Source organism: Nocardioides sp., from assembly GCF_036493135.1.
Classification (GTDB): Bacteria; Actinomycetota; Actinomycetes; order Propionibacteriales; family Nocardioidaceae; genus Nocardioides.
On record NZ_DASXQG010000072.1, the window covers coordinates 109,472 to 132,673 of the forward strand.

Annotated in this window: 23 protein-coding genes; 13 read left to right on the forward strand and 10 right to left on the reverse strand. The window is 70.5% G+C overall.

Annotated features, from left to right (window positions below; all coding sequences use genetic code 11):
- Positions 1-4: 4 nt before the first annotated feature.
- The 4 genes from VGJ24_RS14155 to mce form a co-directional block, all read right to left on the reverse strand.
- Complete coding sequence (locus tag VGJ24_RS14155; protein WP_331501271.1) at positions 5-1,213, reverse strand: AI-2E family transporter; 1,209 nt, start codon at positions 1,211-1,213, stop codon at positions 5-7.
- 69 nt (positions 1,214-1,282) lie between these two features.
- Positions 1,283-2,650 (reverse strand): hypothetical protein, encoded by a 1,368-nt coding sequence (locus tag VGJ24_RS14160; RefSeq protein WP_331501272.1) that lies wholly within the window; start codon positions 2,648-2,650, stop codon positions 1,283-1,285.
- Positions 2,651-2,782: 132 nt separating this feature from the next.
- Positions 2,783-4,120, reverse strand: a complete 1,338-nt coding sequence (gene ccrA, locus VGJ24_RS14165) for a crotonyl-CoA carboxylase/reductase (protein ID WP_331501319.1) — start codon at positions 4,118-4,120, stop codon at positions 2,783-2,785.
- Positions 4,121-4,345: 225 nt separating this feature from the next.
- A complete protein-coding gene (gene mce / locus VGJ24_RS14170; protein ID WP_331501273.1) occupies positions 4,346-4,798 on the reverse strand; it encodes a methylmalonyl-CoA epimerase in 453 nt (150 codons plus the stop codon).
- A 139-nt stretch (positions 4,799-4,937) separates the two neighbouring features.
- Between mce and VGJ24_RS14175 the strand changes: the two genes are divergently transcribed.
- From VGJ24_RS14175 to VGJ24_RS14190, 4 genes are all read left to right on the forward strand, one after another.
- Positions 4,938-6,125 (forward strand): acetyl-CoA C-acetyltransferase, encoded by a 1,188-nt coding sequence (locus VGJ24_RS14175; protein ID WP_331501274.1) that lies wholly within the window; start codon positions 4,938-4,940, stop codon positions 6,123-6,125.
- Between the two features lies 1 nt (position 6,126).
- Positions 6,127-7,110, forward strand: a complete 984-nt coding sequence (meaB, locus tag VGJ24_RS14180; RefSeq protein WP_331501275.1) for a methylmalonyl Co-A mutase-associated GTPase MeaB — start codon at positions 6,127-6,129, stop codon at positions 7,108-7,110.
- Between the two features lie 130 nt (positions 7,111-7,240).
- The gene (locus VGJ24_RS14185; protein ID WP_331501276.1) at positions 7,241-7,405 is read left to right on the forward strand and encodes a hypothetical protein; all 165 of its coding nucleotides are present in this window, start codon (positions 7,241-7,243) and stop codon (positions 7,403-7,405) included.
- A 5-nt stretch (positions 7,406-7,410) separates the two neighbouring features.
- Positions 7,411-7,923, forward strand: coding sequence for a PH domain-containing protein (locus tag VGJ24_RS14190; protein ID WP_331501277.1), 513 nt, complete (start codon positions 7,411-7,413; stop codon positions 7,921-7,923).
- A 3-nt stretch (positions 7,924-7,926) separates the two neighbouring features.
- On the opposite strand, the gene VGJ24_RS14195 is transcribed toward VGJ24_RS14190, so the two are convergent.
- On the reverse strand, positions 7,927-8,652 hold the full coding sequence (locus VGJ24_RS14195; protein WP_331501278.1) for a dienelactone hydrolase family protein: 726 nt from the start codon (positions 8,650-8,652) through the stop codon (positions 7,927-7,929).
- A 57-nt stretch (positions 8,653-8,709) separates the two neighbouring features.
- On the opposite strand from VGJ24_RS14195, the gene VGJ24_RS14200 reads away from it, so the two are divergent.
- The 6 genes from VGJ24_RS14200 to VGJ24_RS14225 all read left to right on the forward strand — a co-directional run bounded on the left by VGJ24_RS14200 (position 8,710) and on the right by VGJ24_RS14225 (position 13,977).
- Complete coding sequence (locus VGJ24_RS14200; RefSeq protein WP_331501279.1) at positions 8,710-9,204, forward strand: MarR family transcriptional regulator; 495 nt, start codon at positions 8,710-8,712, stop codon at positions 9,202-9,204.
- A 17-nt stretch (positions 9,205-9,221) separates the two neighbouring features.
- Positions 9,222-9,770 carry an MmcQ/YjbR family DNA-binding protein gene (locus tag VGJ24_RS14205; protein WP_331501280.1) on the forward strand — a complete coding sequence of 183 codons (549 nt, stop codon included), beginning with the start codon at positions 9,222-9,224 and terminating at the stop codon, positions 9,768-9,770.
- A gap of 157 nt (positions 9,771-9,927) precedes the next feature.
- Entirely contained in the window at positions 9,928-11,634 is a 1,707-nt protein-coding gene (locus VGJ24_RS14210) for an acyl-CoA mutase large subunit family protein (RefSeq protein WP_331501281.1), read from the forward strand.
- A gap of 38 nt (positions 11,635-11,672) precedes the next feature.
- A complete protein-coding gene (locus VGJ24_RS14215) occupies positions 11,673-12,197 on the forward strand; it encodes a hypothetical protein (RefSeq protein WP_331501282.1) in 525 nt (174 codons plus the stop codon).
- A gap of 30 nt (positions 12,198-12,227) precedes the next feature.
- Positions 12,228-13,172 (forward strand): tetratricopeptide repeat protein, encoded by a 945-nt coding sequence (locus tag VGJ24_RS14220; protein WP_331501283.1) that lies wholly within the window; start codon positions 12,228-12,230, stop codon positions 13,170-13,172.
- A gap of 10 nt (positions 13,173-13,182) precedes the next feature.
- Positions 13,183-13,977, forward strand: coding sequence for a PIG-L deacetylase family protein (locus VGJ24_RS14225; protein WP_331501284.1), 795 nt, complete (start codon positions 13,183-13,185; stop codon positions 13,975-13,977).
- On the opposite strand, the gene ppdK is transcribed toward VGJ24_RS14225, so the two are convergent.
- From ppdK to VGJ24_RS14245, 4 genes are all read right to left on the reverse strand, one after another.
- Positions 13,974-16,652 carry a pyruvate, phosphate dikinase gene (gene ppdK, locus VGJ24_RS14230; RefSeq protein WP_331501285.1) on the reverse strand — a complete coding sequence of 893 codons (2,679 nt, stop codon included), beginning with the start codon at positions 16,650-16,652 and terminating at the stop codon, positions 13,974-13,976. The two genes, VGJ24_RS14225 and ppdK, sit on opposite strands and share 4 nt — an antisense overlap.
- Positions 16,653-16,694: 42 nt before the next feature.
- Positions 16,695-17,741, reverse strand: coding sequence for an NUDIX hydrolase (locus tag VGJ24_RS14235; RefSeq protein WP_331501286.1), 1,047 nt, complete (start codon positions 17,739-17,741; stop codon positions 16,695-16,697).
- 151 nt (positions 17,742-17,892) lie between these two features.
- Positions 17,893-18,528 carry a response regulator transcription factor gene (locus VGJ24_RS14240; protein WP_331501287.1) on the reverse strand — a complete coding sequence of 212 codons (636 nt, stop codon included), beginning with the start codon at positions 18,526-18,528 and terminating at the stop codon, positions 17,893-17,895.
- A gap of 26 nt (positions 18,529-18,554) precedes the next feature.
- Positions 18,555-20,030: a HAMP domain-containing sensor histidine kinase gene (locus VGJ24_RS14245; protein ID WP_331501288.1), complete on the reverse strand. Its 1,476-nt coding sequence runs from the start codon at positions 20,028-20,030 to the stop codon at positions 18,555-18,557.
- Between the two features lie 255 nt (positions 20,031-20,285).
- On the opposite strand from VGJ24_RS14245, the gene VGJ24_RS14250 reads away from it, so the two are divergent.
- The 3 genes from VGJ24_RS14250 to VGJ24_RS14260 are packed head-to-tail and all read left to right on the forward strand — an operon-like array spanning position 20,286 to position 22,416.
- Positions 20,286-20,705 (forward strand): hypothetical protein, encoded by a 420-nt coding sequence (locus VGJ24_RS14250; RefSeq protein ID WP_331501289.1) that lies wholly within the window; start codon positions 20,286-20,288, stop codon positions 20,703-20,705.
- Between the two features lie 57 nt (positions 20,706-20,762).
- On the forward strand, positions 20,763-21,317 hold the full coding sequence (locus VGJ24_RS14255) for a S24/S26 family peptidase (protein ID WP_331501290.1): 555 nt from the start codon (positions 20,763-20,765) through the stop codon (positions 21,315-21,317).
- Complete coding sequence (locus tag VGJ24_RS14260; RefSeq protein WP_331501291.1) at positions 21,307-22,416, forward strand: hypothetical protein; 1,110 nt, start codon at positions 21,307-21,309, stop codon at positions 22,414-22,416. The genes VGJ24_RS14255 and VGJ24_RS14260 overlap by 11 nt, the downstream gene beginning before the upstream one ends.
- Here VGJ24_RS14260 and VGJ24_RS14265 read toward each other — a convergent pair.
- On the reverse strand, positions 22,413-23,138 hold the full coding sequence (locus VGJ24_RS14265) for a hypothetical protein (protein ID WP_331501292.1): 726 nt from the start codon (positions 23,136-23,138) through the stop codon (positions 22,413-22,415). The two genes, VGJ24_RS14260 and VGJ24_RS14265, sit on opposite strands and share 4 nt — an antisense overlap.
- Positions 23,139-23,202: the final 64 nt, after the last annotated feature.

Here is a 23,202-nt window from a genome sequence, read left to right on the forward strand (position 1 = left end):
CCGCTCAGCGGGCCTCCTGTCTGGGCAGGAACACCTCTCTGACCAGCAGCAGGATCGAGGCGGCCGTCGGGATCGCCAGCAGGGCGCCGACGACCCCGAGGAGCGTGCCTCCGATCAGGGCGGCGATCACGGTCAGGGCGCCGGGGATCTCCACGGACCGCGACATCACCTTCGGGTAGATGAGGTAGTTCTCGAACTGCTGGTAGGCGATGTAGAAGATCACCGCGGTGATCCCGGTCTTGACGTCGGTGGCGAACGCGATCGCGCAGACGATCACCGCCCCGATGGTGGCCCCGATCATCGGGATCACGTCGAGCAGCGCCACCACCATCGCCAGCGCGAGGGCGTAGCTCCCGAGCCCGACGATGAACAGGAAGATCAACGTGCTGAGGCCGGCGCACGTCGCCACCACGAACGCGCCGGAGACGTAGCCGCCGACATTGCGGAGGATCCGGTCGCCCAGCAGCGAGACCCGCTCGCGACGGGACGCAGGGGCCAGTGAGTACGCCGCCTGCTTCATCGACGGCAGCGACGCGAGGAAGTACAGCGTCAGGACGATGACGATGAACGCGTTCAGCAGGAGCCCGAGGAGCGCCAGGCCGACGCCGACGACTCCACCGAAGGCCTTCTGCGCCCAGGTCCCCTCCTTGACGTAGTCCTCGACCTTCGTGGTGATGTCGTACTTGTCGTCGAACTTCCGGATCTGGTCGTTCTTCTGCAGCCGGTCGAACCAGGCGGGCAGGTTGTCGCCGATCGCGGTCACCTGATGGCTGATGATCGGGACCAGGACCACCAGGAACCCCGCGAAGACGAGCACCACGCCGAAGATCACGCAGAGCACGGCCCACGGACGGCTCAGGCCACGACGCATCAGGAACTCGACGGCCGGGTTGAGACCGACCGCCAGGAACAGGGCGACCACCACCAGCACCAGCACGCCGCGGATGGAGACGACCATCAGGCCGATCCACACGGCCACCAGGGCGCCGAGCCCGCCGAAGAGCCCCCACATGAAGGGCGAACGTGTGTTCAGGGGGCGGCCGGGCTCACCGACCTCGTCGGGGCTGAGGTCCGGGTGGTGGAGGAAGTCGACCGCGTCGTCCACCTCGACAGCGACGGGGGCTCGCTCCGGCTCGGCGGGCCGGTCCTCGGCGTCCTCCTCGACGCGCTCGACGCGTCCGGCATCGTCGTCCGGCCCGGAGGTGTCGGTCATGCGCCGATTATGGGGGTCCGCCGTGCCCGCACCGCGGAGCCGCCGACCCGCGCGTGGCTCGGGGGACGGTCAGGACTCCTCGTCGTCGAAGCCGGCCATCATCTCCCGCAGCGAGCCGAGCTGGGCGGAGATGGCCTCGCGGCGCTTGGACATCCGGTCGACCTCGGCCTTGAGCGCGGACAGGTTGCGCTCCTGCTCGGCGTTCCCGGCGGTGGTGATCGCGTCGGCCTGGGTGCGCGCGGACGCCACGATCTGCTCGGCCTCGCGGCGGGCGCGGGAGAGCATGGCCTCGGACTCGGTCTGGGCCTGCTGACGGTGGGTGGTGGCCTGTGCGGTGGCCTCGCGGGCTCGGGTCTCGGCGGCGTTCGCCCGCTGCTCGGCCTCCTCGACGAGGCGGTTGGTCTCGGCGGTCGCGGTCGCGTGGTGGTCACTGGCCTCCTTGGCCAGCCGCTCCCGCTCGACCGCGAGCGTGCGCCGCGCCTCCTGGACCTCGCGGTCGGCAGAGGCGCGTGCCTGCTCCGCCTCGCGGGTCGCGCCGACCTTCAGCTCCTTGGTCTCCTGCTGCGCGGCGAGCCGGATCTGGTCGCTCTCGCGCTTGGCGGACGCACGCAGGTCCTCGGCCTCGGCCACGGCCAGCGCGCGTTCCTGCTCGGCGTTGGCGGTGACTCGGGCCCGCGTCTCGTCGAGCTCTTTCAGCTGGACGATGCGCATGTCGTCGGCCTCGCGGGTCGCCTCGGCTCGGATGTTCTTCGCGTCGCGGGTCGCCTGCTCGCGGATGTCGTCCGCGTCGCGCCTGCCCGCCTCGCGAATCTCGCTGGCCTCCTCCTCGGCCAGGCGCAGCATCGCGCTCGCGCGGCCGCCGAGGCCGGAGTACGACGGGTTGGCGTTCTCGGCGAGCTCGTCCTGGGCGGTGCGCAGCTGGTCCTCGAGGTCGGCCACCCGCTGCTGGGCCTGGGCCAGGGCGGCGGTGGCGCCGGCCCGGTCCTGGACCAGCTGTCGGACCTGGGCGTCCACGGAAGCCTTGTCGTAGCCGCCGCGGCGTGCCGTCGCGAACGCCGGTGCGCTCACTTGAGCCGGTGCGGCTGGCATCGTCGGAGTCGGTCGGCTCGGCCTGGGGGCGGCCGGCGCGGGTGCCGCCGGTGCCTGGGTCGCCGGCGCTGGAGTCGCTGTCACCTGCTTCGTGGGCTCCGGGTCCGCTGTGCTCTCCGCGACCTCGGCCGTCGCGGTCGAGGCGTCGGCGGGCGGCTCGGCCGATGTCGCGGCGGACGTCGCGGCGGCCTTCTTGGCCGGCTTCGCTGAGGGCTTGGGGGAGGGCTTGGAGGAGGGCTTGGCGCCCTTCGCCCGGTCCTTCTGGGCCTCCATCACCCGGGTCGGCTGGTCATCCCCGTTCGGCGTCTCTTCCGGCTCGTCGAAGATGGACAGGCCCTGGTCGCTCATGATGCGGACTTCCTCCCGGAACTCGATGTGGACCCAGTCTGGCCGATGCGTGGAAACGAGTTCCACCCGGTGGGACGTGGCCCTCTGACGGGTAGCTGCGACACGCCGACCTGACCTGGCCGGACGTGGCTCTCAGACGCCGCGGAAGGCGTTGATGGCGTCCAGATGGCGGGCGCGCGTGTCCTCGTCGCGCACACCGAGGCCACTTTCAGGGGCCAGGCAGAGGACGCCGACCTTGCCCTGATGGAGGTTGTGGTGGACGTCGAGCGCGGCCTGGCCGACCTCGTCGAGCGGGTAGCTGCGCGACAGCGTCGGGTGGATCATCCCCTTCGCGATCAGCCGGTTGGCCTCCCACGACTCGCGGTAGTTGGCGAAGTGGGAGCCGATGATCCGCTTGAGGTTCATCCAGAGGTAGCGGTTGTCGTACTCGTGGAGGTATCCGGTCGTGGACGCGCAGGTCACGATGGTGCCGCCCTTGCGCGCGGCGTACACGCTCGCGCCGAAGGTCTCGCGGCCCGGGTGCTCGAAGACGATGTCGACGTCCTCGCCTCCGGTGAGCTCCCGGATGTCGGAGCCGAAACGGCGCCACTCCGTCGGGTCGGCGGTCTGCTCGTCCTTCCAGAACCGGTAGTCCTTCTCCGAGCGGTTGATGATCAGCTCGGCCCCCATCCGACGGCAGATTTCGGCCTTCTCCTCGCTCGACACCACGCACACCGGTACGGCGCCGCCGTTGAGCGCGTACTGCGTCGCGAAGCCACCCAGTCCGCCGCTCGCACCCCAGATCAGGATGTTGTCGCCCTGCTTCATGCCGGCGCCGTTGCGGCTGACCAGCTGGCGGTACGCCGTGGAGTTCACCAGGCCGGGGGAGGCGGCCTCCTCCCAGGTCAGGTGAGCCGCCTTCGGCATCAGCTGGTTGGACTTCACCAGGGCGATCTCGGCCAGGCCGCCGAAGTTCGTCTCGAAGCCCCAGATGCGCTGCTCGGGGTCCATCATCGTGTCGTTGTGCCCGTCGGGCCCTTCGAGCTCGACCGACAGACAGTGCGCGACGACCTCGTCGCCCGGCTTCCAGGTGTGGACACCGAGGCCGGTCTTCAGCACCACGCCGGACAGGTCGGAGCCGACGATGTGGTACGGAAGGTCGTGCCGTTTGGCGAGCGGGCTGAGCCGTCCGTAACGCTCGAGGAAGGCGAAGGTCGGCATCGGCTCGAAGATCGAGGTCCAGACGGTGTTGTAGTTGATGGCGCTCGCCATCACCGCCACCAGCGCCTCACCTGGTCCGAGCTCGGGCACCGGCACCCGGTCGACGTGGAGCGACTTGCGCGGGTCCTTCTCCTTGGCGTCCAGCCCCTCGAAGAGGTCGACCTCGTCCTGGTGGACGGTGGCGGCGCGGTAGCTCTCGGGCACCTCCAACGCGGCGAAGTCCTCCGTGGGGGCGGTGCCGGACGAGATGGCCTCGAGGATCTGCTGCACGGGTCGTCTCCAGGTGTCGGGATCGACGGGTGGGGTGCTCGGCACCCTAGTAGCGCACGGCCGACCCATGCTCGCGGTGTGACCGACGGCTCAGCCGCCGAAGTGGGCCTTCTCCGCGGCCGAAGTGGGACTTCTCCGCACGCGAGGTGGAGATTCTCCGGGGGAACTCCCACTTCGGCTCGGGGGAACTCCCGCCTCGGCCCGGGACAACTTCCACTTCGGCGGTCAGGTGGGTGAGGCGGGTTCGACCAGCTCGATGAGGACGCCGCCGGTGTCCTTGGGGTGGACGAAGTTCACCCGCGAGCCGCTGGTGCCGCGGCGAGGCTCGTCGTACACCAGGCGAAGGCCGCGCCCGCGCAACACGTCCGAGGCAGCGTCGACGTCGGTGACGCGGTATGCGAGCTGCTGGATGCCGGGGCCGTTGCGGTCGAGGAACCTCGCGATCGCCGAGGTCTCGTCCAGCGGCGCCAACAGCTGGATCATCGCCCCGGACGCGCCGCCGGCAGGTCCGACCCGGACCATCGCCTCGAGCACGCCCTGATCCTCGTTGACCTCCTGGTGCACCGTCTCCATGCCGAAGGTCTCGCGGTAGAAGGTCGTCGCCGCGTCCAGGTCTGCCACGGCGATGCCGACGTGGTCGATCGCGATGAAGAGGTCGTGTGGGAGGTCCACGGTCATGGAGACATCGTCGTACGACGAGGCCTGGGCCGGCGTGTGAGGTTTTCCTCAGCCGAGCCGGAGCACCGCGCTCGCGGACGGTGCGCGCCGCTGGGTATCGTCGACAGCGAAAGTTCGTCTGCTGGTGGGAGGCATCCTCATGTCCGGAAACGTCATCGTCGCCGGGGTCCGTACGCCGATCGGTCGCCTGCTCGGCGGCCTGAAGTCGATGTCGGGCGCGGAGCTGGGTGGTGTCGCCATCAAGGGCGCTCTGGAGAAGGCCGGGGTCTCCGCCGACCAGGTCGACTACCTGATCATGGGCCAGGTCATCCTCGCCGGCGCCGGGCAGAACCCCGCACGCACCGCCGGCATCCACGCCGGCCTCCCGCTCTCGATCCCGTCGATCACGATCAACAAGGTCTGCCTGTCCGGACTGAACGCGATCGCCACCGCCGATCAGCTGATCCGCGCCGGCGAGGCCGAGATCATCGTCGCCGGCGGTATGGAGTCCATGACGAACGCGCCCCACCTGCTGCCGAAGTCGCGCGAGGGCTTCAAGTACGGCGACGTCACCCTGGTCGACTCGATGGCCCACGACGCGCTCTGGGATCAGGCCACGTCGCAGGCGATGGGTGCCCTGACCGAGGACTACAACCAGGCACACACGAACCTGACCCGCGAGGAGCAGGACGCCTTCGCCGCCGCCTCCCACCAGAAGGCCGCCGCGGCTTGGAAGAACGGCGTCTTCGACGACGAGGTCGTCCCGGTGTCGATCCCGCAGCGGAGGGGTGACCCGATCGTCGTCTCGCAGGACGAAGGCATCCGCGGCGACACGACCGCCGAGTCCCTCTCGGCCCTGCGCCCGGCGTTCCGCAAGGACGGCACGATCACCGCCGGGTCCGCGTCGCAGATCTCCGACGGCGCGGCGGCGGTCGTGGTGATGAGCAAGGCCAAGGCCGAGGAGCTCGGCCTGGAGTGGCTCGCCGAGATCGGTGCGCACGGCATGGTGGCCGGCCCGGACTCCACGCTGCAGCTGCAGCCGGCCAACGCCACCCAGAAGGCCTGCGACAAGGAGGGCATCAGTCCCTCCGACCTCGACCTGGTGGAGTTCAACGAGGCGTTCGCAGCCGTCGGCATCGACTCGACGCGGGCTCTGGGCCTGGACGAGTCGAAGGTCAACGTCAACGGCGGCGCGATCGCGCTCGGCCACCCGGTCGGGATGTCCGGCACCCGGATCGTGCTCCACCTCGCGCTCGAGCTGAAGCGTCGCGGTGGTGGCGTCGGAGCCGCAGCACTCTGCGGTGGTGGCGGACAGGGCGACGCGCTGATCGTTCACGTCCCCGCCTGAGGTGGGCTCTCGTCTTTCAACGCAGCGCGACCACGGCGACGGCCATGTCGTCAGGGACCTGGTCTCCCGCGCCCGCAACGGTGACCCGCGTGCCGTCGCGCGGCTGATCTCGCTCGTCGAGGACGAGTCGCCGCTGCTGCGCGAGGTGACGGCTGCGCTCGCGCCGCACACCGGCCACGCGAAGATCGTCGGCATCACCGGCTCGCCCGGGGTCGGCAAATCCACGTCGACGGCCGCCCTGGTCGGGCGGCTCCGCTCGACCGGCCAGCGCGTCGGCGTCCTCGCGGTCGACCCGTCGTCGCCGTTCTCCGGCGGCGCGCTGCTGGGCGACCGGGTTCGGATGCAGGACCACGCGCTCGACCGCGAGGTGTACATCCGGTCGATGGCCTCGCGAGGTCACCTGGGTGGGCTCGCCTGGAGCACACCTCAGGCGATCCGCGTGCTCGACGCGGCCGGCTGCGACGTCGTCCTGATCGAGACCGTCGGCGTCGGACAGAGCGAGGTCGAGATCGCCGGGCTCGCCGACACCACGCTGGTCCTGATCGCGCCCGGCATGGGCGACGGCATCCAGGCCGCGAAGGCGGGGATCCTCGAGATCGGTGACATCTATGTGATCAACAAGGCCGACCGGGACGGCGCCGACACGCTGCGGCGCGAGCTGCGCTCGATGCTGGCCCTGGCCGAGCGCACGGAGGGTGACTGGAGGCCGCCGATCGTGAAGACGGTGGCCTCGAAGGACGACGGTCTCGACGAGGTCGTCACCGAGATCGACCGGCATCACGACTGGCTGGAGTCGTCCGGCGAGCTCGTCGTCCGGCGTACCCGGCGGGCCCGCGACGAGATCGAGGCGATCGCGCTCACCGCGCTCCGGGCGCGATGGGGCGACGTGCACGGGCGGTCCGAGCTCGACGACCTGGCCCATCGGGTCGCGGCGGGCGTGTCCGACCCGTACGCCGCGGCCGAGACGCTGCTCGCCGAGCTCTGAGGCACGCCGTACGCCGTGACCTGAGATGCGGCTCACCCGTTGCACCCTCGGCGCGCCTCCACCATCCTCTGGTCTAGTCCAGTTCGATGGTCGCTGACCTGCTCCTCTTCTCGGATGGAGATCCCCCGTCATGGTCAAGAAGCTCCTGCTCGTCGTCGTTGTGCTGTTCCTCGGGTTCTGGATGTTCACCGACCCGCATGGTCTCGCCCATGCCACCAAGAGCAGCGCCGGACAGACCTGGGACCTCAGCACCCAGATGTTCACGGCACTGATCAAGTTCCTCCACGCCCTCTGACTCCGGTGGCCTGGGCCGACCCGAACATCCGCAAGCACCTCCTCCGCGACGAGGGGGAGGTCATCGTCGACGAGGTGCATCACCACTGGGTCGTCTACCTGGTGCCGATGCTCGAGGCCATGCTCGGGCTCGTGCTGCTGGTGGCGGTCGGGTACGTCGACCTCGACTTGGGATGGGTCCCGTTCCTGCTGGCCGTCGCGATCTGGATGCACGCCGGCTGGAAGGCGCTGGGCTCGCACCGCGACCGGTTCGTGGTCACCAACATGCGGGTGTTCCGCGTGAACGGTGTGCTCTCGCAGAAGCTCGCAACCATGCCGCTCAGCCGGATCCTCGACATCACCGTGGCCAAGCCCCTGCACGGACGCGTGCTCGGGTTCGGTCACTTCGTCTTCGAGTCGGCGGCGCAGGAGCAGGGACTGCGCGACATCCGGTACGTCGGACGGCCCGACCAACGCGATCTGTCCATCCAACGGGTGGTCCAGCGCTCGGGTCTGCGCGGACCGAGGCACTGGAACTGACGCTCAGCCGAGGGCTTCTGTCCACCAGTCGATCGACGCACGCACTGCTGCCCGCGACTCGTCGATGTCGTCGACGGTCTCGAAGCCGTGGTGGACGCCCGGCACGTCGATGACGTCGATCGAGCGACCCGCGGCCGAGCAGCGCTCGAGCAGGTCGTCGGTGGCGGTGACGATCCAGTCGGAGTCGTGCTCGGGCCGCACCAGCAGCACCGGAACGGTCGAGGTGGCGGCCGTGTCGAGCGCCTGGGGCAGGTCGGCCTCGTCGAGGTCCGGGTCGGCGACCGCGGCGTACGTGCCGGCGACGGCGACCACACCCGACGGCACCGGGTCGAGGAACGAGCCCATCAGCAGGCCGCCGGCGGAGAAGAACCACAGCCCGACCCCGTCGCCGTCGACCCGCGGGTCGGAGCGCAGCGCCTCGAGCGCCGCTTGCACGTTGTCCCGGGCCGGGCCCAGCGAGTCGTCGTCGACGAAGCCGTGCTCGAACATCCCGCCCACGAGCCCCGCATGCGCGAGGAGCGCGCCGTACCCCCGATAGGCGGGCCACTGCGGGGGTCTCGCGGCGAGGTCCGGCGACAGGGGGCCGCCGTGCACCATCAGCACCGCCGGCGTCGGGGTCGGGCCGGGCAGGTAGAGGTCGAGGTCACCGGAGCGCACGGGCTCGACCGGCTCGTGGGGAAGGACGAAGGGCCGCAGGTACGGCGGGAGGTCGCTCGGGGCGCTGTTCATCGTCCGCCATCGCACCACGGACCGCCGACGTCGGTCACCCCGTTTAGAGTGCGCCCCATGCCGCGGCTCCCGTTCGACCCGATCGACGAGGCCGCGTTGCAGTGGGGCAAGCGGTGGGACGCCGTGCCGGCGATGCACGCGGTCACGTCCCTGATGCGGGTCCAGCAGCTGGTGCTCGGGCGGCTCGACGCGATCCTCAGGCCGCACGGGCTGACCTTCGCCCGGTACGAGGCGCTGGTGCTGCTCTGCTTCTCCTCACGTGGCTCCCTGCCGCTGGGGAAGATGGGGGAGCGGCTCCAGGTGCACCCGACGTCGATCACCTCGATCGTGCAGCGGCTCGAGGCGGACGAGCTCGTCACCCGGCGACCGCACCCTGACGACGGCCGGGCGATCCTGGCCGAGGTCACCGACGCCGGGCGGGCACTGGTCGAGGTCGCGACCGCCGACCTGGTCGGTGCCGACTTCGCGCTCGGATCCCTGTCCGACACCGAGCTCGCCGAGCTGTCCGCCCTGCTCCGCCCGGTACGCCGCGCGGCCGGCGACTTCGACTGAGCCGATCCGCGCGCGCCATGACCGATTCAGACGCCGTCCGCCGGGTGGGCCTGGCCCTGCCTCGCGCGTACGAGGTGGAGGTCCGGGGCCGATCCAAGTTCCGGGTGAGGCAGATCGTGTTCGTCGCGTTCTCGCGCGACGAGAAGGACATGGGCTTCGGCTTCCCCAAGACCGAACGTGACGGTCTGGTCGCCTCCGACCCGGAGACGTTCTACCTCCCGGGACAGTCGGACCTGCGGTACCAGTGGGTGTGCGCCCACCTCGACCGGCTCGACGACGACGAGATGAGAGAGCTGGTCATCGACGCGTGGCGGATGTGCACACCGCAGATGCTCCACGACCTGCCGGACCTGCCGGCCCCGACCGCCCACGCATGGGACCTGGTCGAGCGGCAGCAGTGGCACGACGTACGCCCCCTGCTGCATCCGTACCTCCACTTCGAGGACGGCGACCTGTCACTGCGCGGGCGCAACCAGGTGCTCGACCACCTGCGCGGACATCCCACGCCGAAGCCGCCGACGGATGTCGAGATCCGCGCCGGCCAGGTCTATCGCTGGCGGCGGTGATCGGGCCGGGCGCGACCCAGAGATGCTCACGATGAAAGTGCGCCGAAAGGTCACGAACCGCAGCTCTCGGGCCCACAATCGTGCGGTTCATGACCAATCGATGGTGGCTCGCGCGCGCGGTTAGGCGAATTTAGTAGGACGTCCTACTATTTGGGTCATGGTCTCCACAGGCTCGACCGACGACGGTGCTCGCTCGCGCTGGCAGGACCGCTACGACCGCTCACGGGTCCGCGACGCGGACTTCACGACCGTGTCGGGCATGGAGGTGCAGCCGGCGTACGGCACCGAGACCTCCGAGTGGCCCGGCGAGTTCCCGTTCACCCGCGGGCTCTACCCGACCGGCTACCGCGGCCGCACCTGGACGATCCGGCAGTTCGCCGGGTTCGGCAACGCCCAGCAGACCAACGAGCGCTACCGGATGATCCTGGGCCGCGGCGGTGGCGGCCTGAGCGTGGCCTTCGACATGCCGACCCTGATGGGTCGCGACTCCGACGACCCGAAGAGCCTCGGCGAGGTCGGCCACTGCGGCGTCGCCATCGACTCCGCGGCCGACATGGAGGTGCTCTTCGACTCGATCCCGCTCGAGGACGTCACCACGTCGATGACGATCAGCGGCCCGGCGGTCCCGGTCTTCTGCATGTACCTCGTCGCCGCCGAGCGCCAGGGCGCCGATCTGAGCAAGCTCAACGGCACGCTGCAGACCGACATCTTCAAGGAGTACATCGCCCAGAAGGAGTGGCTGTTCGGCCCCGAGCCGCACCTGCGCCTCATCGGCGACCTGATGGAGTACTGCGCCGAGGAGATTCCGGCGTACAAGCCGCTCTCGGTCTCCGGCTACCACATCCGCGAGGCCGGCTCGACGGCCGCACAGGAGCTGGCGTTCACCCTCGCCGACGGCTTCGGGTACGTCGAGCTCGGCCTGACCCGCGGTCTGGACGTCGACGTCTTCGGGCCCGGGCTGTCGTTCTTCTTCGACGCCCACGTCGACTTCTTCGAGGAGATCGCGAAGTTCCGGGCGGCCCGGCGCATCTGGGCGCGCTGGATGCGGGACGTGTACGGCGCCAAGACCGAGAAGGCGCAGTGGCTTCGCTTCCACACCCAGACCGCCGGCGTCTCGCTGACCGCCCAGCAGCCGTACAACAACGTCGTCCGGACCGGCATCGAGGCGCTGTCGGCGGTGCTCGGAGGCACCAACTCGCTGCACACCAACGCCCTCGACGAGACGCTCGCGCTACCCAGCGAGCAGGCCGCGGAGATCGCATTGCGCACGCAGCAGGTGATCATGGAGGAGACCGGCGTCGTCAACGTCGCCGACCCGCTCGGCGGCTCGTGGTACGTCGAGGCGCTCACCGACCAGATCGAGGCCGAGGCCAACGCGATCTTCGACCGGATCCTGGCCATGGGCGGGTCCGACCTCACCCATGCCGACTCCCAGGGCCTCGCCACCGCCACCCGCAACGGCGAGAACCCGGTCACCAAGGGCCTGCTGCGCGGCATCGAGGACGGCTGGTTCATGTCGGAGATCGCCGAGGCCGCCTTCCAGTACCAGACCGCGCTGGAGAAGGGCGACAAGAAGATCGTCGGCGTCAACGTGCACACCGACTCGATCACCCATGACCTCGAGATCCTCCGGGTCTCCCACGAGGTCGAGGTCGACCAGGTCCGCGAGCTCTCCGAGCGGCGTACGTCGCGCGACGACGCCGTCGTGAAGGCCGCGATCCAGCGGATGGTCGAGGTCGGCCGCACCGACGGCAACATGATCGAGTCGATGCTCGAGGCCTGCCGGGTCGAGGCGACGCTGGGCGAGATCTGCGACGCCCTGCGCGCCGAGTGGGGCGAGTACCGCGAGCCCGCACGCTTCTGACGCTTGTCAGGCATGGGGCGCTGACTGACCATCGTGGTGTGAGGTCGCGCCGGATCGGAGTGACCGCCCTCCTCCTGGTCGTGGCGGTCGGTGGCGTGGTGGCGTGGGCTCGGCACGACGACCCGGGCGCGCCGCGTGTGCCCGCCGCCACGACCTCCGGTGAGCCGCCGATCGTGCCGGGGACCATCGTCCACGTGGTGCCCGGCGTCGGGGCGACGAGGTTCCTGCCGCTGGGCAGCGCCCCGCGGGACGGGCGGACCTTCTCCGCCCAGCACGCCTACAACGCACTGGTGCTGACCTCGTCGAAGCTGAGCCCGATCCCGGCGACGGTGCGTGCGTACTACGGGGTGCTCCATGACGCGTCGGCCTCACCGGCCGTGCTCGACGTGCGGGTCTGGGCCTTCGTCGTGACCGGCGGGTGCGGGTCCGTCGGCGGACCACCATCACGTGGGGATCCGACGTCCTCGCCGTCACCCGGGAGGCAGTGCCGCCTCTGGGAGTTCGTCAACGCCCGGACCGGTCACGACCTCGGCGTGGTGTCCCAGGAGGTCCTCCCGGGCTGAGACGGAACGGGCCTCCCTAGGATGGCGACCATGACCCAGCAGCCGTTCAGCCGTCCGGGCGCCGTCGACCTGTCGGGGCTCAGTCGACCTGCGCCCACGTCCTCGGGCCCCGGGTCACCGGCCGCGACCACACGCGGCTCGTCGTACGCCGTCGACGTCACCGAGCAGAACTTCCAGACCGTGCTCGAGTCGTCGGTGACCGCTCCGGTGGTGCTGGTGTTCTTCTCGCCGAGCCGGGTGCCCGAGAGCACGACGTACGCCGACGAGGTCGTGGCTGCGGTCGAGGCGTACGACGGGCGCTTCCTCGCGGGTCTGGTCGACATCGATGCCGCACCGACCATCGCTGAGAGCCTGCAGATCCCGCAGGTCCCGCTGCTGATGGTGATCCTCGACGGACGCCCCGCGGCGCAGCCGATCCCGGGCGTGCTCAAGCGAGAGGAGATCGACACCCTGCTCAACCAGCTCGCGCAGGGACTCACGGCGCAGGGCATCACCTCGCGCCACCAGCCGCTCGCTGCCGCGGCGCCGGCGGGCGACGAGGGCGACGACGACGAGCCACAGGTCGACCCGCGGTACGCCGCGGCCCAGCGGGCGCTGGAGAACGACGACGTCGACGGCGCCGTCGCGGAGTACCAGCGACTCGTCGACGCCAACCCGGCCGACGCCGAGGCGGCCGCAGGGCTGGCGATGGCCAGGGTGCTGCAGCGGACCCAGGGCGTCGACCTGACCGCCGCCCGCGACGCAGCCGCGGCGAACCCCGACGACGTCGACGCGCAGACGCTCGTGGCCGACCTCGACCTGCTCGGCGGCCACGTCGACGAGGCGTTCACCCGCCTGGTCGACCTGGTACGCCGTGCCGCGGGCGACGAGCGCAACCAGGCGCGCGAGCACCTGCTCGGGCTGTTCGCGGCGGTCGGGAACGACGACCCGCGGGTGCTGCGTGGCCGGCAGAACCTCGCCTCGGCGCTGTTCTGAGGGAGCCTCGGTGTCGACGATCGTGTACTGCCACGCCCACCCCGACGACGAGGCGTCGCAGACGTCGGGAGCCATGGCCCGGGCCTCCGCCGAGGGACACCGCGTGGCCGTGGTCTTCGCGACCAACGGCGACCACGGCGAGGTCGCGCAGGACGCGATCGACGGCGAGACCGTCGCGGACCACCGGCGACGCGAGGCCGAGGAGTCGGCACGGGTGCTCGGGCTCGCCCGCATCGTCTGGCTCGGCTACTCCGACTCCGGGATGACCGGCTGGGAGCAGAACGACGCGGAGACGTCGTTCCACCGTGCTGACCTCGACGAGGCCGCCCGGAGCCTGGCCGACGTGCTCGACGAGGAGGACGCCGACTTCCTCGTCGGCTACGACTGGCACGGTGGGTACGGCCACCCCGATCACGTGCAGGTCCATCACCTGGTCCACCGCGCGGCCCCGCTGGCACGCCGTACTCCGCGGCTGCTGGAGTCGACGATGAACCGCACCGCCATGTCGCGACTCTTCGAGGGGGCTCGCACCGCCGGCATGGAGATGGAGTGGAGCCCCGACGACCCGATGGACGACGGGAACCCGCTCGGCACCCCTGAGGAAGAGATCACCTGGGACGTGGACGTCTCGGCGTACCTCCCGCAGAAACGCGGCAGCCTCGAGGCGCACAAGTCGCAGGCGAGCGACATCGACCAGTTCCTGTCGATGCCTCCCGAGGTGTTCGCCCGGTTCTTCGGCTCGGAGTACTACATCGAGCCCGGCGTCGCCGGACCGATCCGCCGCGGGTGGCCTTTCGGCGCCTAGCGCGTCGCGTCGGTCGAGCTGCCCAGGGCCGAGCGGCCGGCCTCGAGCCGCGCCACCGGCACCCGGAACGGCGAGCAGGAGACGTAGTCCAGCCCGACCTCGTCGAAGAAGTGGATGGACGCCGGGTCGCCGCCGTGCTCCCCGCACACCCCGAGGTGCAGGTCGGGGTTGCTCTGCCGGCCGAGGCGCGCGGCGTGGCGTACCAACCGGCCGACCCCGTCGACGTCCAGGGACTCGAACGGGCTCACCTGGAAGATGCCGTGCTCGAGGTAGCGGCTGAAGAACGACGACTCGACGTCGTCGCGCGAGAAGCCCCACGTCATCTGGGTGAGGTCGTTGGTGCCGAACGAGAAGAACTCGGCCGACTTCGCGATCTCGTTCGCGGTGACGGCCGCCCTCGGGAGCTCGATCATCGTGCCGACCTTGTGGGGTACGGCGTGCCCGCGCTCCCGCTCCACGTCGGCGGCGACCTCGGCCACCTGGCCCCTGACCAGGTCGAGCTCGGTGACGGCGGCCACCAGCGGGATCATGATCTCCGGCTGCGGGTCGCCACCCGCCGTGATCCGGTCGGCCGCCGCCTCGAGGATCGCGCGGACCTGCATCTTGAACAGCCCCGGGATCACGATCCCGAGACGGACTCCTCGCAGGCCGAGCATCGGATTCTGCTCGTGCAGCCGCTTCACCGCGTCGAGCAGCTTCTGGTCGTGTCCGTCGAGATCGTCCTGGTCCTCCTCCAGGGCGACCTTGACCGAGAGCTCGGTGTAGTCGGGGAGGAACTCGTGCAGTGGGGGGTCGATCAGCCGGATCGTGACCGGCAGCCCGTCCATCGCCTCCAGGATCCCGCGGAAGTCGTCGCGCTGCATCGGCAGCAGCTGCGCCAGCGCGGCCTCCTGACCGGCCTCGTCCTCCGCGACGATCAGGTTCTCCACGAGCTGACGACGCTCGCCGAGGAACATGTGCTCGGTGCGGCACAGGCCGATGCCCTCGGCACCGAACCGTCGGGCCCGCGCCGCGTCCTCGGGGGTGTCGGCGTTGGCGCGCACCCGGAGTCGTCGTACGTCGTCGGAACGCGTCATCACCCGGTCGACGGCCTGCACGAGGTCGTCGTCGATGTGCTCGCCCTCGAGGAAGCGCATCACCACGGAGTCGGTGACCGGTACGGACCCGAGGAAGACCTCGCCGGTGGTTCCGTCGATCGAGATGACGTCGCCCTCGCGGATCGGCTCGCCGCCGCGGACCTTGGCGCGCTTCTTCTTCGAGTTCACGTCGAGCGACTCGGCGCCGCAGACGCAGGTGCGGCCCATGCCACGAGCCACGACGGCCGCGTGCGAGGTCTTGCCGCCGCGGCTGGTCAGGATGCCCTTAGCGGCGACCATGCCGCGGAGGTCGTCCGGATTCGTCTCCTTGCGGACCAGGATCACGTCCTCGCCACGCTCGGCCCACTCGACCGCGGTGTCGGAGTCGAAGACCGCCTTGCCGACCGCGGCGCCGGGGGAGGCGTTCATGCCCTTCGCGATCAGCGACCGCTCGGCCTTCTCGTCGAAGCGCGGGAACATCAGCTGCGCGAGCTGGGCACCCGTGACCCGGCGGAGCGACTCGTCGGTGTCGATGAGTCCCTCGTCGGTCATGTGTCGGCCGATCCGGAACGCCGCCCCCGGCGTCCGCTTGCCGACCCGGGTCTGGAGCATCCAGAGCTTGCCGCGCTCCACGGTGAACTCGATGTCGCACATGTCGCGGTAGTGCTTCTCGAGCGTGTTCATGATCGTGAGCAGCCCGTCGTACGACGCCTTGTCGATCTGCTCCATGTCTGCCAGCGACACGGTGTTGCGGATCCCGGCGACGACGTCCTCGCCCTGGGCGTTCTGCAGGTAGTCGCCGTACACGCCCTGGTTCCCGGACGCCGGGTCGCGGGTGAAGGCGACGCCCGAGCCCGAGTCGTCGCCGCGGTTGCCGAACACCATCGCCTGCACGTTGACCGCCGTACCCATGCCCTCGTCGATGCGCTCCTGGCGGCGGTAGAGGGCGGCGCGCTCGGTGTTCCACGAGTCGAAGACAGCGCGCATCGCCAGCTCGAGCTGCTCGCGCGGGTCCTGCGGGAAGCCACGGCCGGCGTGCTCGTGGATCGCCTGCTTGAAGGTCTCGACGAGGCCACGGAGGTCCTCGACGCCGAGGTCGGTGTCGGAGGTGCTGCCGCGGTCCTTCTTCAGCCGGTCGAGCGCCTTCGAGAAGACCTCGGAGTCGATGCCGAGCACGGTCGCGCCGAACATCTGGAGCAGCCGGCGGTAGGAGTCCATCGCGAACCGCTCGTCGTGGCTCTGCTCGGCCAGGCCGCGCACCGACTCGTCGTTGAGGCCGACGTTGAGAACCGTCTCCATCATCCCGGGCATCGAGACCGCGGCGCCGGACCGGACGCTCACCAAGAGCGGGTCACCGGGCTCGCCGAGCCGGCGGCCCATCTGCTTCTCGAGCGACTCCAGGTGGGCGTCGATCTCGCCGGCGAGGCCGTCGGGCAGGTCGCCGACCTCCAGGTAGGCACGGCACGCCTGCGTCGAGATCGTGAACCCCGGGGGCACCGGCAGACCCAGGTTCGTCATCTCGGCGAGGTTGGCGCCCTTGCCACCCAGCAGGTCCTTCTGGTCCTTGTCGCCTTCGGTGAAGTCGTAGACGTAGGTCATGCGCCGATCCTTCCTTGTTACCTGCCTCCCGTCATCACCGGTTCACCCGGAGCCGCCGCTCTCGACGTACGCCGTACCGCCGCCGGCCGCGAGGTTGGCGAGGGCCGACTCGATGCGTCGTGCCGTGAAGTCGGCACACCGCTCGCGCACCTGCTCGACGGTCGCGAACTCCGCGGCGCGGATCTCGCGTGCCTGCATCACGATGCCGTCGGCGAGCTCCGCGTCGTGCTCACCGCCGTCGAAGACCAGGCACACCGCGTCGTCCCAGCCGCCCCAGGGCGGGAGCCAGTCGGTGAGCAGCAGCCGCCCGGCCTCGATGTCCAAGGACAGCTCCTCGAGCACCTCGCGGCCGGCGGCCAGCCGTGGCGACTCACCGACCTCGACCACACCGCCGGGGAGGTCCCAGTCCTGCTTGTAGGTGAGTCGGCAGATCAGGACCCGGCCCTCGCGGTCGCGCACGAGCAGCTGGCTGATCGCGCGCTTGCGTGGAAGGAAGGAGTTGAGCAGGGCGCGGAAGCCCTCGGGTTCGGTGATCGGCGGGTCCGACTCCAGGCGGGCCAGGACGACGTACCCCGTGGTCTCGGCACGATCACCGGTGCCGGGCTCCACTCGGCGTATTCCTTCGCGGCGCAGGCCGCTCCGTGTGGCCACCCGCAGGGATGCGTCGTTGCCCGGCTCGACCTTCGCCTCTACGCGCCAGTACCCCAGCCCGCCGTCATCGGCCGGGCTGAGGGCGTAGTCGGCGAGGAGCCGGACCGCCCGTGTGGCGTAGCCGCGGCCACGGCTCCCGCGGAACAGCGCCCAGGACAGCTCACCGACGCCGTCGTCGCGACGTCGGACGTCGACCGTGCCCACGAGCCGGCCGTCGGCCTCGACGGCGAAGCCCACGACCGCGCGTTCGTCGACGTACGACGCGTGCCAGTCGGCGATCGCCCGCCGCTGCGTCTCCTCGGTGACGGCGTCGGGTGGCCAGCCGAACCAGTGCGCGATGAGCTCGTCGTGACCCGCCACTGCGACGGCGACGTCGTCGTCCCGCCAGGGGCGGAGCGTGACGTCACCGTCGCTCAGTACGGGCTGCGGGTCGTTCACGCCCCGACCATAGCCACGCTTTCGTCGGCGCCGGCGGTACCTCCCCACCGGCGACGAGGACGACCTCCTCGCCCACACCACCGAGGTGTGCCGGCCGGTGGCCGGCTGAGGCCCGGACGGGGCCCGGACGGGCCCCGCCGTCAGGCCCCGGTCACAGCCAGCCGACCCGCGTCGCGGCCGCCACCGCCTCGAGCTGCGACCTCACGGAGAGCTTGCTCAGGACGGCGTGGACCTGCGATCGCACGGTGGCCTCGGACACCACCCACAACTCCGCGATGCGGGGCACCGTCAGCCCGATCGAAAGAGCCCGCAGGACCTGTTGCTCACGAGGAGTCAGGCTCTCGAACGGCGCCAGGTCACGCCTCCGCGAGGCGCGATGCACGCGCAGCTGGTCGAGGAGACGCTCGCGCGCCCGTGGCGCCAGCACCTGCTCTCCCCGCGCGGCCGACATGACCACGGGCAGGAGCTCCTCGAAGGGGATCGCCTTGTCGATCGCGGCACAGGCACCCTGCTCGAGAGCCGACGCGATCCACAGCTGGTCCTTGGTGCCGGTCAGCACCAGCACGCGCGCCCCGGCCGCCACACACGGCGCGACCAGGTCCGCTCCGTCGCCGAGTGCGCCACCGAGGTCGAGGTCGAGGAGCACGAGGGCGGGCGGATCGGCCACGATGCGCGCGACGAGGTCGTGCCGATCGGTGACGGCGGCCACCACTGGATCGAACCCCTCGAGACGCAGCGCCACGCACAGGGAGTCCGCCATCAGTCGCTGGTCGTCGACGATCAGCACAGGAGGCCTGCGCGATGGTGGCGCCGTCATGAGGCCACGCCGAGGGGCGCGGAGGCGGCCCCGTCGAAGCTGGCCGCCGACGGCAGGGACATCACGAAGGTGGTCCCGGTGGCCGTCCCGCAGAGCTCGAGCTCGCCACCCTGTCGGCGCATGAGCTCACGAGCGATCGAAAGGCCGATACCCGACCCATGACTCTCGGGTCCACGGACGCCGCGGTCGAAGGGGGACCCCGCGGACGGGGAGGGCATGCCCGGGCCGTCGTCCGAGACCGTCACCTGGACGAGCCCGCCGGCCGTACGTACCTCGACCGAGACCCGCGCTCCCGGCGCGTGCTCGTGCGCGTTGACCAGCAGGTTCTGCAGGGCCGTGGCGACGTCGCCGGGTACGCCTCGTGCAAGACCCGGCCGCAGCGCGACGTCGATCCGGAGGCCGGCCGCTCGTCGTACGTCGGTCACGGTGCGCACCACCTCGGTCACGTCGAAGATGTCACCGTCGAGGCTCGAACCCACCAACATGTGCTCGAGGTGCGTGAGCTCGGCGAGGGTGGCGATCCGCAGCCGGTCCGAGGTCGTCGGGTCGAGCTCGTCCGCGTGCCGGTCGAGGGTGTACATCGCCGCGCGGATCCCGGCCAGCGTGCTGCGGGCGTCGTGGGTGAGCTCGTCGCGCCGTGCGTCCCGGCTGACGACCTCGCCGCGAACGTCGGCGAGCTCTCGGCTCAGGTATTGCGTAGCGTCGTTCTCCTCCTGGGCCGCTCGGACCAGGTCCACCACGGCCGCGGTGGCGGCCAGGAACGCCACGGTGACCGTGAGCGTCACCGCCACGAGCGCGGTCTCCGGCCGCGCGGGGAGCCGGAACAGCTCGGCGATGCCCATGGTGGCGAGCAGTGGTGCCAACGGCTTCGCCCAGTCGTCGCGACGTCCCTTCACGACGGCTCCGATGGCCACCGTGAACCATCCGAGCGCGAGCGCGAGGACGACGCCACGGGCCAGCCCGAGCTGGAGTGTCGGCTCAGGAGGGAGCCGACGGTGCTGGGTCAGCGCGAGCAGCACGAGCACGGCCGCGGTGGTGCCCGCGAGCCACCCGATCTTGCGCTCGAGATGCGCCCGATCCGGGGCGTCGTCGCTCAACGCCACCGCCATCACGTAGAGGATCGTTCCCACGGTCAGGGCCCGTACGCAGGTCACCGTCGCCAAGGCGTTGCTCGGCTCGGACAGGGTCCGCACCAGGGTCGCCGAGGGCATCGAGATCCCGCCCATCAGCAACATGGCGAGGCCGCGCAGGCCGCAGTGGGACTCGCCCGTGATGCGCCACCGTGCCAACCGCAGGACCCCGGCGACCACGAACGCCGGAGCCGCGAGCGCCCGGATCATCGCCGTGGTCTCCAGCAGATGTGGCGTCGTGGTGACGCCGGTGACACCCACCACGCCGGCGAGCACAGCCGACGCCGCCATGGCCGCCAGCACGACGACGATCGGTCCGGAGACCTTCGGCCGCACCAGCATCGATCGGATCGTCCCCCTGAGATCCCCGTGGTCCCCCCGGGACCATCGCGCTCTGAGGGTGCCCGCGCATCCGTGAAGAGTCAAGGCGCCCGCGTGCCGGGCCGGTAGTCCCAGCGGGCCACGAGGCGGGTGAGGCGCCGACGACATCAACAGATTTACCGATGACGGGCCCGCACGCGGGGCCAAGCATGAACGCGGTCCGCAGGGGGCGGACCGGCCAGGCGAGAACCTGGCGGGGAGGAAGGAACCCACTTCATGAAGAGCATCGTCAGGAGGGTGGCGCTGCCGATCGGGGCCGCAGCCGTGCTCGGGTGCAGCGGCTTCGCGTTCATGGCCGTCAACGGTGTCCCCGAGTCGCGGGCGGGCGCCGGGGAGTCGGCGATCTCCGGATACAACGTCAGCAACATCCACTACACGTACGTCGACAGCATCGGTAACCCGCACCTGAACTACATCAAGAGCGTGACCTTCACCCTGGACCACCAGGCATCCCGGGCGTCGGCGCAGATCCACGTCAACCAGGCCACCCCGTGGTTCGCCTACACCGACTGCGGTAGCCCGGACGGTGGCTACACGTGGACCTGCAGCAACACGAACAGCGGGGCTGCCGCCCTCGCGTACTTCCCCGGCGGCGCTCCGGCCTCCGACATGTTGAACGTCTCGGCGGCCCAGTAGTCCGGGTCTGTGGGACCCGGCGGTTCGGGTCCCACGGCAGTCGGGGATCGGATCCAGATGACATCTCACGAGCTCAGCGCGCCGGGAGCGCTCGCACGCGCCGGAACGGTCGCGCCCAGGGGGCTGCGCGTCTGCAGCCGGAGCGTGGTGAGGTGGCTGATGGGGATCGCCGCGGCGGCGGTGCTGTGGGCCTTGCTCGCACCCGCCGCCCTCGGCGGCCCCGCGTCGTACGTCGTCACGGACGGCACCAGCATGCTGCCGCACTTCCACGGCGACGGTCTGGTGGTCACCCATACTCGCGCCTCGTATGACGTGGGCATGGTCGTCGCCTACCACAACGCCCAGCTCCACGCCGTCGTCATGCACCGGATCGTCGCCCTGGACGGCGATCGCTACGTCTTCAAGGGCGACAACAACGACTTCCGCGACCAGTACCACGCCCGGCGGTCAGACCTGGTCGGCCAGGAGTGGCTGTACCTGCCGGGAGCCGGTCGCTACCTGCAGTGGCTGAGGTCACCACTGTTCTTCGGAGGGCTGGTCTTCGCGATCACCCTGCTCGGGGTACGCAAGCCCCGGATCCCTCGCCGTAGGAGGAGACACCATGCGTCATAAGCAGCGTGACAGCCAGCTCGCGTCCGCCCGGGTGCGGACGGACGAACCGGCGGTCAGCCGGGTGGAGACCATCACCGCGCTCGCAGTCGTCGCGATCGTGGCCCTGGCCCTGGTGGCGATCGCCTGGTCGATGCCCACGAGCCGCTCCGACGAGAAGTCCGTGCCCTACCGCCAGTCGGGCACGTTCGGGTACCACGCCGCGGCTGACTCTGCGGGGACGGTGTACGGCGACGAAGGCGTACGGACCGGGGATCCGATCCTGGTCCCGCTGGTCGGGCCGGTGACCGCGACATTCGACTACCGGCTCGACGCCGCCGGGGCGAAGCGGGTGCACGGGACGTCGCAGATGGTGGCGACCGTGCAGACCGCCGGTGGCCTGTCGCGGGACTTCCCGGTGGCGACGAGTGCCAGGTTCTCGGGCTCGAGAACCACGATCACGGGCCAGCTGCCCCTTCGGGCGATCCTGGCCTTCGTCGGCCAGGCGCAGCACGACGCCGGTGCCACCGATACCAGCCCCAGCACGCTGACCCTGACTCCACAGGTCACCGTCCACGGCACCGCGCACGGGCAACGGTTCGGTGACCATTTCGGTCCGCAGCTCACCTTCGACGTCGACGGCTCGAACCTCCGGGTGGCGCCGCCCGACGGGGCGACGGACGTCCAGTCCGAGCTCGCACCCACGGCCACAGGCAAGGCCACCTACCGGGTCGTGGTGACGAACCGGATGCCCGTCCTGCCGCTGCCCGTCTCCGTCGTACGCACTGCCGGCCTGGGGGTGGCAGTGCTCTGTGCGCTGATGGCGTTGTGGCTCGCCAAGCCGCTGCTACGCACCAGTGGGCCGCGCGGAGAGGTGACGCGGATCCGAGCCCTGTACGGCTCGCGCATCGTCGAGGTCGGGACACTGTCGCTCCGCGACGGACCGATCGCGGACGTCGCCGGGATGGATGCTCTCGCGGAGATCGCCAAGCGGTACGAGTCGATGATCCTCCACGTCTCGGCGCCCGAGGCCTACCTCGTGTGGGACAACGGGATGCTCTATCGCTACCGGCCGGTCACGACGTTGCATCCCGTCTCGGAGCACGTCGCCCGGGAGGCCTAGGCAGCGGGGGCGGCGCCCGGTCCCGGGATGGCGAAGGCGTGAGCGAGGGCCAGGTCGGTCGCCCGGTCGGGCGTGACCCGGCCGAGACAGGCGGAGAGGGTCAGTCCCTCGATGAGCGCGATCATGGTGCTCGCGGCGTCCGACCGTGGTTCCGGTACGTCGAGCAGATCCAGCACGCGACCGACGGTGGTGGCGAGCTCCTTCTCGCGGTCCGCGAGGTATTCCTCGAGCGCCGTCCGGCGGTCCTCTTGTCCACGATGTTGTCCGCCGGGGCGAGAGCGATCGGGCCAGTCGGGTGCGGAGATGCCGTCGTCGTACCCGCGCTGGGCGATCCCGAACTCCTCCCTCAGCTGGCCGGGTCGCTCGAGCCCGCTGGATCGAAGCGCGCAGGCCGCGACGAGCTTCAGCCAGACCAGCTCCTCGTCCAGGTGGGTCTCGTCCTCGGGCATCAGCGACCGGACCAGGAACGCGACCGCCTCGCGCGGATCCTCGGTCCGTCGACCCAGGCGCCCGGCTCTGCGCCGGGATCGCACCTGGTCGGCGGCGAGCCGGGCGAGGTCGGCCCAGCCGGCCACAGAACGTCGGATGGTGTTGACACCGGTCCCGAGCTCGGAGGCCACCCGTCGCCGGGACAGGGCCTCGACGCCCTCGTCTCTCACGACCGCGAACGCGGCCTGACGGATGAACTCGAACCGACCCACGTAGTCGATGCGTCTGGGCATAGCTCCCTTCTTACGCCGATTGACGCGGTGGCGTCGGAGCTCTTCCACAGGCGGGAAAGGGCAC

Excerpts from the sequence above, each read along its gene's own strand:
- VGJ24_RS14155 (WP_331501271.1), bottom strand. The coding sequence starts at position 1,213 with ATGACCGACACCTCCGGGCCGGACGACGATGCCGGACGCGTCGAGCGC.
- VGJ24_RS14160 (WP_331501272.1), bottom strand. The coding sequence starts at position 2,650 with ATGAGCGACCAGGGCCTGTCCATCTTCGACGAGCCGGAAGAGACGCCG.
- mce (WP_331501273.1), bottom strand. The coding sequence starts at position 4,798 with ATGACCGTGGACCTCCCACACGACCTCTTCATCGCGATCGACCACGTC.
- VGJ24_RS14175 (WP_331501274.1), top strand. The coding sequence starts at position 4,938 with ATGTCCGGAAACGTCATCGTCGCCGGGGTCCGTACGCCGATCGGTCGC.
- VGJ24_RS14185 (WP_331501276.1), top strand. The coding sequence starts at position 7,241 with ATGGTCAAGAAGCTCCTGCTCGTCGTCGTTGTGCTGTTCCTCGGGTTC.
- VGJ24_RS14195 (WP_331501278.1), bottom strand. The coding sequence starts at position 8,652 with ATGAACAGCGCCCCGAGCGACCTCCCGCCGTACCTGCGGCCCTTCGTC.
- VGJ24_RS14200 (WP_331501279.1), top strand. The coding sequence starts at position 8,710 with ATGCCGCGGCTCCCGTTCGACCCGATCGACGAGGCCGCGTTGCAGTGG.
- VGJ24_RS14205 (WP_331501280.1), top strand. The coding sequence starts at position 9,222 with ATGACCGATTCAGACGCCGTCCGCCGGGTGGGCCTGGCCCTGCCTCGC.
- VGJ24_RS14210 (WP_331501281.1), top strand. The coding sequence starts at position 9,928 with ATGGTCTCCACAGGCTCGACCGACGACGGTGCTCGCTCGCGCTGGCAG.
- VGJ24_RS14220 (WP_331501283.1), top strand. The coding sequence starts at position 12,228 with ATGACCCAGCAGCCGTTCAGCCGTCCGGGCGCCGTCGACCTGTCGGGG.
- ppdK (WP_331501285.1), bottom strand. The coding sequence starts at position 16,652 with ATGACCTACGTCTACGACTTCACCGAAGGCGACAAGGACCAGAAGGAC.
- VGJ24_RS14245 (WP_331501288.1), bottom strand. The coding sequence starts at position 20,030 with ATGCTGGTGCGGCCGAAGGTCTCCGGACCGATCGTCGTCGTGCTGGCG.
- VGJ24_RS14250 (WP_331501289.1), top strand. The coding sequence starts at position 20,286 with ATGAAGAGCATCGTCAGGAGGGTGGCGCTGCCGATCGGGGCCGCAGCC.
- VGJ24_RS14255 (WP_331501290.1), top strand. The coding sequence starts at position 20,763 with ATGACATCTCACGAGCTCAGCGCGCCGGGAGCGCTCGCACGCGCCGGA.
- VGJ24_RS14260 (WP_331501291.1), top strand. The coding sequence starts at position 21,307 with ATGCGTCATAAGCAGCGTGACAGCCAGCTCGCGTCCGCCCGGGTGCGG.
- VGJ24_RS14265 (WP_331501292.1), bottom strand. The coding sequence starts at position 23,138 with ATGCCCAGACGCATCGACTACGTGGGTCGGTTCGAGTTCATCCGTCAG.